9 protein-coding genes and 1 riboswitch are annotated in these 12,441 nt (G+C 66.5%); of the genes, 4 read left to right on the top strand and 5 right to left on the bottom strand.

The genetic code is table 11. The features are described from left to right. Positions 1-27: 27 nt before the first annotated feature. Positions 28-963: a cell division protein FtsQ/DivIB gene (locus tag G6N68_RS15840; RefSeq protein ID WP_163718680.1), complete on the top strand. Its 936-nt coding sequence runs from the start codon at positions 28-30 to the stop codon at positions 961-963. Positions 964-1,031: 68 nt separating this feature from the next. After that, positions 1,032-1,562 carry a Fur family transcriptional regulator gene (locus tag G6N68_RS15835; protein WP_163714012.1) on the top strand — a complete coding sequence of 177 codons (531 nt, stop codon included), beginning with the start codon at positions 1,032-1,034 and terminating at the stop codon, positions 1,560-1,562. Between the two features lie 197 nt (positions 1,563-1,759). On the opposite strand, the gene G6N68_RS15830 is transcribed toward G6N68_RS15835, so the two are convergent. Together G6N68_RS15830 and G6N68_RS15825 are read right to left on the bottom strand one after the other, a co-directional pair. After that, positions 1,760-3,187, bottom strand: coding sequence for a PE-PPE domain-containing protein (locus G6N68_RS15830; protein WP_163714008.1), 1,428 nt, complete (start codon positions 3,185-3,187; stop codon positions 1,760-1,762). A gap of 13 nt (positions 3,188-3,200) precedes the next feature. After that, the gene (locus G6N68_RS15825) at positions 3,201-4,817 is read right to left on the bottom strand and encodes a PPE family protein (protein WP_163714005.1); all 1,617 of its coding nucleotides are present in this window, start codon (positions 4,815-4,817) and stop codon (positions 3,201-3,203) included. A 128-nt stretch (positions 4,818-4,945) separates the two neighbouring features. Continuing rightward, positions 4,946-5,125, bottom strand: a riboswitch (cobalamin riboswitch). A 337-nt stretch (positions 5,126-5,462) separates the two neighbouring features. On the opposite strand from G6N68_RS15825, the gene G6N68_RS15820 reads away from it, so the two are divergent. Continuing rightward, positions 5,463-7,235, top strand: coding sequence for an ABC transporter ATP-binding protein (locus G6N68_RS15820; protein WP_240355498.1), 1,773 nt, complete (start codon positions 5,463-5,465; stop codon positions 7,233-7,235). Then, entirely contained in the window at positions 7,232-8,980 is a 1,749-nt protein-coding gene (locus G6N68_RS15815) for an ABC transporter ATP-binding protein (protein WP_205351348.1), read from the top strand. The genes G6N68_RS15820 and G6N68_RS15815 overlap by 4 nt, the downstream gene beginning before the upstream one ends. Here G6N68_RS15815 and G6N68_RS15810 read toward each other — a convergent pair. From G6N68_RS15810 to gjpA (G6N68_RS15800), 3 genes are all read right to left on the bottom strand, one after another. Further along, positions 8,977-9,792: a class I SAM-dependent methyltransferase gene (locus G6N68_RS15810; protein ID WP_163714001.1), complete on the bottom strand. Its 816-nt coding sequence runs from the start codon at positions 9,790-9,792 to the stop codon at positions 8,977-8,979. The two genes, G6N68_RS15815 and G6N68_RS15810, sit on opposite strands and share 4 nt — an antisense overlap. Before the next feature lie 30 nt (positions 9,793-9,822). Then, positions 9,823-10,998 carry an outer membrane porin GjpA gene (gene gjpA, locus G6N68_RS15805; protein WP_163713999.1) on the bottom strand — a complete coding sequence of 392 codons (1,176 nt, stop codon included), beginning with the start codon at positions 10,996-10,998 and terminating at the stop codon, positions 9,823-9,825. 132 nt (positions 10,999-11,130) lie between these two features. Further along, positions 11,131-12,297 (bottom strand): outer membrane porin GjpA, encoded by a 1,167-nt coding sequence (gjpA, locus tag G6N68_RS15800; protein WP_163713997.1) that lies wholly within the window; start codon positions 12,295-12,297, stop codon positions 11,131-11,133. Between the last annotated feature and the right edge of the window lie 144 nt (positions 12,298-12,441).

Below are 12,441 nucleotides of genomic sequence, written 5' to 3'. Positions count from 1 at the left end.
GAGCCGGAAGACGGTCCGCCGACCAATCTGGCTGAAGAACCAACGGGCACCCGTCCGGATACCGACCCGCCCCTCGACTCGGACGCCGCCACCGAGCCGGTCGAAGCCCAGCCGCAAGACGGCGAAACCGAGGCGGAGCCAGAGGATTTCGAGGGCCCACGGCGGCGCGCTCGCCGCGAACGTGCCGAACGCCGTGCCGCGCAGGCCCGGGCCCGGGCGATCGAGCAGGCACGTCGTGAGGCGAAGCGACGTGCCAGTGGGCAGGTGACCAATGAACCCAAACCCGTTGCGCGGGGCGTTGTCCGGGGGTTGCGAATGCTGCTCGCGACCATCGGAGTCGCGGTACTCGGGGTGGCGCTGGGACTGATCCTCTATTTCACGCCGGCGATGTCGGCGCGCGACATCATCGTCGTCGGCACCGGGGCGGTCACCCAGGAAGAGGTGCTCGAGGCGGCGCAGGTGCGGCCCGGAACGCCGCTGTTGCAGATCAACACGAGCGAGGTGGCCGATCGGGTCGCCGCGATCCGCAAGGTGGCCAGCGCGCGAGTGCAGCGTCAATACCCGTCGGCGCTGCGGATCACCATCGTCGAGCGGGTGCCGTTGGTGGTGAAGGACTTTGCGGACGGCCCGCACCTGTTCGACCGTGACGGCGTCGACTTCGCGACCGAACCGCCGCCGCCGGCGCTGCCGTACCTCGACGTCGACAACCCGGGCCCTGATGACCCGGCCACCCTGGCGGCCCTCAAGGTGTTGACCACGTTGCGGCCGGAGGTCGCCGGTCAGGTGGGCCGGATCGCGGCCCCCTCGGTGTCCTCGATCACCCTCACGTTGTCCGACGGGCGCGTGGTGATCTGGGGGACCACCGACCGGGCGGAGGAGAAAGCCGAGAAGCTGGCGGCACTGCTGACGCAGCCCGGGCGCACCTATGACGTGTCCAGTCCCGATCTGCCGACGGTGAAGTAATCGATGCCGGTGAAAATACAGACCGCGCGGCACTGGCAATCCTCGGCACCCGGCGTAACACTGGGCAGGTGACCACTGAACCGTTGGGCTTGGAACCGGCGCTCAGCGAGCGGATAGGCGAACTGCTGCGGGCGCGGGGACTGCGACGCATGGCCTCTCGGATTCAGGTCTTGGCGGTGTTGGAGCCGTTTGACGGGCACCTGTCGGTGGCCGATATCCGGCAGCGGCTGATCAGCGCGCTTCCCCCAGGTGCGCGGCCGCCCGATTTGGCGACCATCTACCGCACGGTCACCACGCTGGTCGACCAGGGCGTGTTGCACGCCTTGACGCTCGACGACGGCGTCACCACGTATGGGTTGGCGACGGCCCCGCATCACCACGCGGTATGTACTCAGTGCGGCGCGATGATCGAGGTGCCGGCGGGACAGCTGAGTTCGGCGCTGCAGCACGCGATGGCGGGCAGTTCGTTCGCACTTTCGGATCAGGCGGGTCTGACGCTGCGCGGCCTGTGCCCGCAGTGTCAGGACAGCGCGGCGGACTCAGAGGACTCGGCCGACCCGCGTCCCAGGCGCCGCGGTTCGCGGGAGCGTCGTCGCTGACTGGCCGGTTCTTCACTGGTGCTGCTCTTCTGGTCGTCGAGTGTGTTGCCTGTGGCCCCGGCGGCGCGAGAGTGGGTGTTTTTCCCGCACGGTCGGCGCGAGTAGGGCGACGGCCCAGTCGTCGGGTGTGTGGCCTGTGGCCCCGGCGGCGCGGGAGTTGGTGCTTTTCCCGCACGTTCGAGGCGGGCACGGCGCCACTAAGCCGTAGTTCCCCCGGCGCCGAAGGGCGGGATCGGAAGCAGGCGTAGCCCGTTGCCGACGGCGGTCGTCACCGCCGACACCAAAGTCATATCTGGCTGACCCAGATTGATCGTGAGACCCGGATCCAGCATCGGCACAAAGGGATAGGTATCCGGCATCGCTGACGGCGGCAGCAAACCAGCCAACACCAGATCAGCCTGCACGCCCTGTAAGACGCCCTTGACCAGGTAATTCCCGACGGTGACCGGGTTGATCAGCGGGAACAGGCCGGCCGGGGTGGGCAGATTCGCATACTCCGTGTGGGGTCCGCCGATATCGCCGTAGCCCATATCGACAAACACCCGCACCACCGGCTGGATCAGGTTGTGCAGCGGCTGCGGCAGATTCAGGGGCGTCAGCAGCGGCAGGTTCTGGCTCGGGATCATGTGGTAGGTGGTGTTGCCAGTAACCCCCGGAGAAACCGGCGCGACGACCGCGGACGCGAGCTGACCCGCCGTCAGGGCCTCGTACGCCGGAGTGGGGCTCAGGTGGCCGTAATACATGCCGGCCAAGGCATTGGCGACCGACAGCAAGTTGAGCGGGTACCGGGGGAAGTGCGCGAAGCCGTCGTATTGGATGGTGTAAATGTCGGTGGGGTAGGCCAGGTTTGGGGTCGCACCGCCGAAAGTCTGATTGAAGCCGGGGATGTACAGGCCGGTGAAGCGTTCGTACAGGCCGCCGTTGGGATTGTTGGGATTGCCGGCCAGCACGAACCGTACATCCGCCGGGTTCGGCGGCAGGATCGAACCGTTGGCTATGCCGTTGAGGTAGTTGGTGATGACGGTGGCGCTCTGGGAAAAGCCGAAGACGACGGTTTGGGTGTCCGCCGGTTGAGCCGCGATCGCCTGCCGCAGGATTTCGACTCCACGCGCGATCGACGTGTCGAACGTCAAACTGTTCAGACCCGTCAGCGGGAAGCCCTGCTCCGGGGTGGTCAAGCCGGTGGGAATCGCGGTCAGCGGAGCGATGAGCGGCGCGATGTAGGCGTTGTAGATGTTGTTCACATAGGCGGGATTTGGGAGGGGGTTGCCCGTGCCGCCCATGATCAACGTGGCAACGCTGGCGGCGGGCAGCGCCTCGCCGGGTGCACCGATCAGAGACGAAGCGTTGAGCGTCTCGATGTCCAGATAGGATGCGGCTGCCGCGCTCAGCGTTTCGACAAACTGCTGATGAAATACGTTGGCCTGCAAGCTGATCGCTTGAAACTCCCGACCGAAACCAGCGAATAGCGCGGCCGCTGCGGCCGATACTTCATCGGCGGCGGCAGCCACCAACGTGGTCGTCGGAGCCGCGACCGCCGCACGCGCCTCGTCCAGCGCCGCACGGATATTCGCCACGTCCGCTGCCGCCGACGCCAACGACTCCGGCGTCACGAGGAAAGACATGTCGCCTCCCGGTTCATGATTCGCTATCCCAGGACGGCCCCCGCGCCCAGGTGCTCGGCATCATCGGCTCTCGTGGCCCGCCATCGAATCCGTCGTCGGTGAGCGTGGTCAGCCCGGCGGCGTGGGCAAGGGGCTCATGGCGTGCTGCCTCAGCGGCACCCAGGGGTCCCGCACCCCGGTCCGATGCGGCGGTCGGCGCCGCGGGGCCGGGGTCGTCGACCGCGCCGCCGTCCAAGTCCATGTATTCATAACCGCGGCCTTTCATGTCGACCTTGTCCCGCCGCTTGCGGCGCGACCGGGTCTTGTCGCGCGCGCCTGCCGCGGCGGCGGCCGGGAGCCCCGCGGTATCCGGTTGGGGGGCCTTGCGCTTGACGCCGATCTGCGCGCCTGCCAGGAGGCTCATCCTGGCCGCGCCGCCCACCAGGTAAGGGAATGGCCCCGCGCCCACACCCGAGGGTGGTGGTGCGCTGGGCCCCAGGGGTGTGGCAACCGTGGGACCCGCGATCGGAGTCGTCGGGGCAACCGTGAGCGCTGCCGCCGGCGGGGTCGCGGCCGGAGCTGCAGCGGCCGAAACCGACGACGGCGCAGGGGTTACGGCGGGGATGGCGGGCGCCTCCGGGATCGCGCCCACGTCCGCGTGCGCGTGGAAGGCCCCCTCGACGATGCCCACAACGCCGGCAGCCCCCAGCCCGGCAAGTCCCGCCGGGATGGCCAGCAGCGGGGCGGCCAAGGTGACCCCTAGCAGCGGAAAGGTGACGACAAACTGGATGACCTGGATCGTCAGGTCGTAGCCGATCGCGGCCGCACCGAACAAGTAGGCCAACGCGAGCAACGCGGGGTTGTTCCCCGCCGCGCTCGTAAGGCCCTGCAACAGGGCTGGGTAGCCGGTGACCGGAGACGACAAGGAGCCCATCTTTCCGACGAACCACGACACCGGATCCGTGCCGGGCGGAACGCTGAAGATGTAGGAGATCACGTCGCCGCCGCTTTCGGCGCCGACACTGTTGAAGACTCTTTCGACTGCCGCGAAAAAGTCGCTGATCGCCGTGAACGGGTCGGATGAGGTAGCCGCGGGGGCGGCGACCCCATCGGCCTTCACGATCACCGGTGCCGGTTGTGGTGGCGGCGATGCACCTAATGCCGCGGCCGAGACGCCCTGATAGCTGCTCATCGTCGTGGCGGCCTGAATCCACATCCGGACATAGTCGGCCTCGTTGAGCGCGATCGGAATGGTGTTGATCCCAAAGAAATTCGTCGCCACCAACGCCGCGTGGGTGGCGTGGTTGGCGGCCAACTCACCGAGGGTGGGCATGGCGGCCAGCGCGGTCGTGTAGGCGACGGCCACGGTCTCCTGCTGGGTGGCCGTCGCGGCGGTGTCGGCGCTGGCCTGCGTCAGCCACGCCAGAAACGGTGGGTGGGCGGCGGCGTACGCCGCGGCGGTCGGGCCCTCCCAGGCACCGCCCTGGACCGTGCCTAGCAGCGCCACCAGCTCATTGGCGGCCTCGGCGTATTCGGTGCTCAGCGCTCTCCATGCCGCCGCGGAGGCGAGCAGCGGACCCGGCCCCGGGCCGCTCGACAACAGCGCCGAGTGCACCTCCGGCGGGAAAGCCATCCACACCGGGGCGGTCATTGCCAACCGGTCCCGCAGGACAAGCGCGTGGCTGCGCCCAGCGCATCAGCCGGTACGGACGGGAGACCGCCGGGCAACACGTGCAGCGTCATAAGGCGCCAGCTCTCTCCGGAGTGCTCCGCTCCGGGTTAGCAGGACGCGATGATGTGAGTCTCCTGGCTCTCGGATCACCGCTCGCCTCGCCTTCCAACCAATAGCCGTGGCCTGTGAGGGTCGCTCCCCGATGACAGTGGCGGGACCGCGCCGGATTTGCACCGGCTTCCTGCATCATCATCGCCGTACGCGCGACATTGTCGCATCCCACCGCCCCCGCGGGCTGCACTTAGCGCAATCGTGCCGCGGGACGGCGGGGTCAGCCGGGATCATTAGCCGACGCACGGGCGTACGGGGGAGTCAGCAACGTCTACGGAACGCGGCGCCGAAGTCAGGTGTGGACTTATCCATCAAGCCACCTCCCGCGAATCGCTGCGTCAGGCAATGCCCCCGACGTTACTGCAAATCTTTCGCATGAGGAACCGGCAGATCTATTGTTGACGCAATTGCGCGCGGGTGGCAGCTCGGCCTCAAATGTGCTCTCAAACGTGCTGAGATAGAGCCTTATTACGGGGTCGGCCCGCGGCAAGACAGTTGCGACGGAGGGTGTGCGTGCGTCCAGACACTGAACCAACAGCCGCGCAACCGCCGGGAATTCTCAAGTCAGCGAGGGCAACTCTGATCGGCTGTGGCCTGCTGGCCGCGGTCAGTTCGCTGGCCGGCATGGCTCCGCTGTTCGCCGTCGTGGAGGTGAGCCGGCGACTTCTCGTGGGCGACACCGACGTTTGGCCGATCATCATCGTGGCGGTCGTCGCGCTGGCGGCAAGGCAATTGGGCGTCCTGGCCGCGGGTGTGATGACGCATCTCGCCGACATCCGGGTGTCGTTTCGAATCCGCCGCGAACTCTTGGCCAAGCTGAGCAGGGTGCCGCTCGGCTGGTTCAGCGATCGCAACTCCGGGATCGTCAAGAAGGCCGTGGAAGATGACGTAGCCGCGCTGCACCGGCTCATCGCACACTCGATCGTCGAGATCAGCGCGGCCGCGGTGCCGCCTCTGGTGGCGTTCGTCTACCTCTTCGTTCTCGACTGGCGGATGGCGTTGGCCACCCTGTTCCCGGTGTTGGCCGGGGCGGCGGCGTACCAACGCGCCGCGGCTAGCGCGGGGACCAAGTATCCCGAGTTCATGGAATGGCTGGCGCGCCTCAACGGCGCGGCCGTGGAATTCGTGAACGGCATCGGTGTCGTGAAGGCTTTCGGCACGCCGGGCGCGGCGAGTCGACGGTTCCGGGAGGTGTCGCGCGCTTTCGCGCACTTCTTCCTCGACTGGGCCAAGTCCACCAGCGTCGCGAGCGTCACCGCGGAGATACTGCTGTCACCGCCGAGCATCCTGCTCGTCGTGGCGACGACGGGCGGAATCCTCACCGCCAACGGTGATCTCCCGCTGGGAGTTTTCATTGCGTTCCTGGTGTTCGGCACCGTCATCACGTCAGGATGGATGACCCTGTTGATGTCGGTGCACCCCTTGGTCACCGCGCTGAAGGTGTATCGCGAGATCCGGGAATTGCTGGCCACCCCGGAGCTTCCGACGCCGCATGGGCCCGTCGACCTCGATCCCGCGACCGCCGGGCCGGTAGTGCAAATGCGTGGCGTGCGGGTCACCTACGGTGACACGGTCGCACTCAACGGAATAGACCTTCGTCTCGATCGCGGGACGATCACCGCGCTGGTCGGCCCGTCCGGTTCCGGGAAGTCGACCTTGGCCAAGCTGTTGCCCAGATTCAACGACCCGTGCGAAGGTTCGGTCGAACTGTACGGAGTCGATCTGCGCGACATAGACCCGGCCGAGTTGTATCAACACGTCGCGTTTGTCTTCCAAGACTCGCATCTGTTGTCGGCCATGAGCATTCGCGACAACATCCGTCTCGGTCGCCCCGACGCCGACGACGTGGCGGTGCGCAGCGCAGCGGCGAAAGCCCAAATCTTGTCCACGATCGAAGCATTGCCGCGCGGCTTCGAATCGGTTGTCGGCGAAGACGCGGCGCTGTCCGGCGGTGAACGACAGCGCGTCTGCATCGCCCGGGCGATCCTGGCCGACCGTCCCATCCTGGTGCTCGACGAGGCCACCGCAAGCGCCGACCCGGAAAACGAGGCCCGCATCCAGGAGGCACTCAGTGAGGTCGCGCGTGGCCGGACGGTACTGGTGATCGCCCACCGGCTCAACACGATTCGGGGTGCCGACGCCATCGTCGTACTAGACCGCGGCCGCATCGCCGAAGCCGGTACGCACCCGGAATTGCTGGGCAACAACGGAATCTACGCACGGCTGTGGGAGCAGGAGAGGAACACCGAACTCGAGGTCGCCGAGCAACTGGAGGTTCGGCGGTGAGCATCATCATTCGGTACCTGCTCGAGTTGCTCGACGATCGTGGGCGCCGAAATCTGCGCACGATGCTGGTCGTGCAAGGCGTGCAAGGAGTTCTGCAGGGCCTGGGGTTCCTGTTTGTCGTTCCGCTGATCGCTGCGCTGATTCACCGGCCTACCCAGTGGGGTCAGCTCTGGTTCTGGACCGCGGCGATCGGCGTGACGGTCGTTGTGCACCATGCATTGCTGGCATGGAGCACGTCATTGGGCTATCTGGTCGGGACGGGCGTGCTGACCAGCTTTCACAGCCGGATCGGGAACCAACTGGCCGCCCTGCCCGTCGGCTGGTTCGGTGCCGACCGCACCGGGCCGGTCGCGCGGCTGGTCAGCAAGGATGCCGTTGACGTGGCGGATTTTCCGGCACACCTGCTGCGCCACCTGGTCGTCGGCGTGAGCGCACCTGCCACCCTGATCGTGGGTAGTTACCTGAGCGACTGGCGAATCGGGCTGGCTTTGACCGTCGGCGCCGTGTTGTGCGTACTCGCCCTGCGGATGTTCATGGGGATCGTGCACCGCAACGACGCCCAGTACGAGACCGACATCGGCGCGACCGCGTCGCGGATCGTCGAGTACGCCCGCATGCAACCGACGCTGCGCGCCTACGGCGTCCTCAACCGCCGCGAGCTCGGCACCCTCGAGGAATCCCTTACCCGCCAACAACACTCGCAGTCCCGGCTGACCATTCGCGGAGCGTGGGGTCTGATCGCCTGCTTCGGCACGATGCAGCTGGTCGTCACGATGGTCATCGCGCTGACGGTCGCCCTGACCTTGCGCGGTGAGCTGGCGCTGCCGACGATGATCGGTCTGCTGATCATCACCCTGCGAATGATCGATCCGATCTCGCAGCTGGGCGATCTCGCCGGCCATGTTCAAGTCACGGCCGACGCGATCGTCCGGGTGCGCGACCTGCTTGCCGTGCCGCCGCTGCCGGAACCGGATCGCGCGGTGATGCCGGCCGGCACCGACATTCAATTGCGAGGGGTGCGTTTCGGCTACGAGGATGGCCGAGAGGTGATTCGGGGCGTCGATGCGACCATCCCGAGTGGCAGCCTCACCGCGATCGTCGGCCCGTCCGGTGCCGGAAAGACCACGCTGCTGCGTTTGATCGGCCGCTTGTTCGATGTGGATGACGGCAGCATCTTGCTCGGCGGCAACGATTTGCGCGAAGTCGGCACCCACAACGTCGCGAGGCTGACCGCGAACGTGTTCGAGGACGCCTACCTTTTCGACGGCACCATCGCCGACAACCTGCGGATGGCCGATCCCGACGCCACGGAGAGCGAACTGCAGAGAGTCGCCGCCATCGCCCGCCTCGACGAGGTGATCGATCGTCTCCCCGACGGGTGGAACGCTCGCGTCGGTGAAGGGGGAGCGGCACTTTCCGGTGGGGAAAGGCAGCGCGTTGCGATCGCCCGCGCGCTGCGCAAGAACGCGCCCATCGTGCTGCTGGACGAAGCCACCGCCGCGCTCGACGCCGTCAACGAGGCCGCGGTGGCGGGCGCCATCCGTGAGTTGGCCCGCGACCGCACGGTTATCGTTGTGGCGCATCGCCTTTCGACGGTGCTGGACGCCGACCAGATCCTCGTTGTCGAATCCGGTCGGATCACCGCGCGCGGACGCCACGAACAGTTGGTCACCGCGGGCGGCACCTACGCCCGGTTCTGGGAAGAACGGCTACGCGCGCGCGGTTGGCATCTGCAGTCGTCCTAACCGAGTCGGAACAGGTTGAACTTGTAGACGTTGACCATGGCCGGAGACAGGCGCGAAATCAACGCCATGCCGTAACGACGTTGCCACGGCCAGGTTTTGGCGATGTCGGGCTGTGGGGTCGCCAGCGTTCTGGTGTCGAGCAACTGCAGACCCCAGCGCTCGAGGTCGCGTGGTTCGTCGCAGACCCATTGCATGCGGCCGCGCACCTGCGCCAACGATTTGTTCTTGTGCTGGTTGTCGATCATCTTCTTGCCGGCGGTGTCGAACGCGATCTGCGAACCCGGGAAGCGGTCACGGATTTGGGTGAGCGCTTGGTGCACCTCGTCGTCGCGGAGATAGATCAGGACCGCTTCGCTGAGAAAAAGGTACGGGCCGGGGGAGGCGGCCAGCACGTCGAACCAGTCGGTGTCGAGGACCGAGCCGGCGATCATGGTACGGCGGTCGCTGTCACGGAAGAACTTGCGGCGCAAGGCAATGACGTCGGGCAGATCGAGGTCGAACCAGTGCACCCGGCCATTGTCGAGTCGGTCGAACCTGGTGTTCAGCCCGGTGCCTAGTTCGACAACCGTTCCACCGGGATGTTCCTGAAGGAACCGGGCCGTCCAGCCGTCGAAGATCGATGTTCGAGACACCGAACCGGGCAGTGACCCGCCGCTGAAGCGGCTGAAGTCGTAGTCGATGGCGTCGACAAGTTCGCGGGCCCGCTTGTCGCCGAGCACCGGACGGCGGGAACCGGCGTCCCAGGCGCGGGCGTAGAGCGGAATCAACAACGTCTCCTGGACGTCGCCCAGTTCGGGCGCGGACTTACCCATCGAGTCGCCTTCCGTGAGCGCATTCAAGACTCAGGACAGGAGGCTACCGCCCAACGCATGCCCGAGGATGCTGAGCAGTCCCGCGGTGGCCCCGATCGGACCCACCGGTATCCCGGGCGCACTCAGGCTCCCACCGGCGAAGTCGTCCGGCGGGTAGAAGCTCAGGTCAAGTCCCAGCGCGTTGAGGATGGAACCGCCGGTGCCGTAGTACAAGGGGCCGTTGGCGCCAGTGACCACCTGTCCGGGGCTGAACAACCCGCCGAACGCAAAGCTGAGGCCGTCGAGGCGTTCGCCACCATCCGACCCGGCGGTGACGAACGGATCGAACGTTGGCGCCAGCGCATCGAGGTTCAGGGTCGCGCCGTTGAAGAACGCGTCGACGACATTGACGGGCGTGTCGATCAGATGGCCGAACGCGCCCGTCACGTTCCCGTTGGTGAGGTCGGCGAAGACGCTCCCCGCGCTGTTCCACAACGCCACGCCGGGGCTGACGAAGGGACCCAAAGCGCCGAGGAGCACGCCGCTCGCCGGAGAGGAAGCCAAGTTCGTCAGACCCGTCACGAACGCACTCTCCACCGGGGATCCCGTCTGGAAATCGCCGAGGCCGGCGAGCCCGTAATACAGCTGGGCATGAAAGTCATTGATGGGAACCACTTCTGGGGGATCGACGCTACCATTGGTCGCCTGGGTGACACCACCGAGCGTGCGTTGCACGACCGCCCACGCGACGTCGGGGGGCGCCCCGACCAGGAACACCGACTGTGCCGCGTTCTGCAGGTTGCCGACGAACGCCGCCGGATTCGTCACGAGTTGGCTCAGTCCGGTCGAGGCACCACCAGCGAGGGTGCGCAAACTTGCCGGGATGGCCGCCAACGACTGCTGGGCATTAGCGGCTGTGGTGTTGACGATGTCGACGGCCTGAGCGTTGGCGGCCTCGGCGCTCAGGTAGGCCCCGGCGCTGGAGTTCAGCAGGTTGACGAACTGCGAATGAAACGCCTGAGCTTGGCCATTGAGTGTCTGAAACTCTCGGCCGAAGTTTGCGAACAGGGAGGCGATCGCGACGGACACCTCGTCTTGGGCGGCGGCCGCTATCGCCGTCGTGGGGCCCGATACGGCGGCGGAGGCGTCGGCCAGCGAAGCGCCAATGGCTGCCAACTTAGTCGCCGCGCCCTGCACCAACTCCGTTGTGGCGATCACGAACGACACTTCGACCCCTCCGCCCTCGTCAGATCTTCTTGCGATTGATTCGCATGTATCTAACTTGGGTGCGCGGCGGCCGATAGTCAATGAAGAATTGCGAACCGGTTCCGTGCGCTTTTCCGCCAGACACGGCCCGGATCAGGGCAGCTGGCCGCCCAATGCCTGCCCCAGGATGCTGAGCAGACCCGCGGTGGCGCCGATCGGACCGACCGGTATCGCCGGAATTTCGATACTGCCGCCCGCGAAGTCGTCCGGCGGGAAGAAGCTCAGGTCCATCCCCAGGGCGTTGAAGGCGGACCCGCCCACGCCGTAGTACATCTCGCCGCTGGCGCCGTCGACCACCTGGCCCGGGCTGAACAACCCACCGAACGCGAAGCTCAGGCCGGTCAGTTGCTCGGCTCCGCCGGAGCCTTCGACAACGAACGGGTTGAAGACGGGCGCCAGCGCATCGATGTTGAGGGTGGCGCCGTTGAAGAATGCGTCGACGACGTTGGCGGGCGTGTTGATCAGGTGGCTTAGAGCACCCGTCACATTGCCGCCGGTGATGTCGGCGAAGGCGCTCCCTGCGCTGTTCCACAGCGCCACGGCGGGGCTGATGACGGGACCCACCGCGCCGAGCAGCACCCCGCTGAACGGCGACGATGCGAAATTCAGAATGGTCGAGAGCAACAGGCCGTCGGGACCGGTCGGGATGTAGCCGTCGCCGAGCAGGCCGGTGTACACCTCGCCGTGCGCGTCGTTGACCGGTACCACCGTCGGATCGGGAGGTACGGCGAGCGGGTTGGTCGCGGTCGTGACACCGCCCAGTGTGTGCCGTATTACCGCCGCCGTGACATCCTCCGGCGCTCCGACCAGGAACACGGACTGTGCCGCCGTCTGCAGGTTGCCGAAGAACGCCGCGGGGTTCGTCGCAAGTTGGGTGAACCCGGTGGAGACGCCGTTGACCAGGGTGCCCAGGGCCGCCCGGGAGGCGGTGAAGACCGTTTGGGCGTTTTCGGCCGTGTTGGCGAGCAGCGTCCGGTGCGCGTCGACTTCGGCGCCCAGGTACGCCCCGGCGCTCGCGTTCAGCACGTTGACGAACTGTGTGTGAAATGACTGCGCCTGTGCGCTGGCACTTTGAAATTCCCGGCCGAAGTTGCCGAAAAGTGAAGCGATCGCGACGGATATCTCGTCTTGAGCGGCGGCCGCGATCCCGGTCGTGGGGCTTGAAATGTTGGCCGTGGCGTCGGCCAGCAACGAACGAATGCCTGCTAGATCCTGGGCCGCACCGTGCAACAGCGGTGGTGCTGCGCTGACGAACGACATATCCACCGCTCTTCGTTTCTGTGCTTATCGGAGGCTTCCGGTCAAGCTCGGTGCAAGTGACATTATAGCGACCGGTGTTGCACATCGTTTGCAGGTAGTAACTTGCATACGTAGCTGCTCTTTGTCAACCACTGGGGATGCGTC

The organism is Mycobacterium bourgelatii, from assembly GCF_010723575.1.
In the GTDB taxonomy this organism is placed as follows: Bacteria; Actinomycetota; Actinomycetes; order Mycobacteriales; family Mycobacteriaceae; genus Mycobacterium; species Mycobacterium bourgelatii.
Note: the sequence above shows the minus strand (reverse complement) of the source record. Positions and strands in the feature narration are given on the sequence as shown.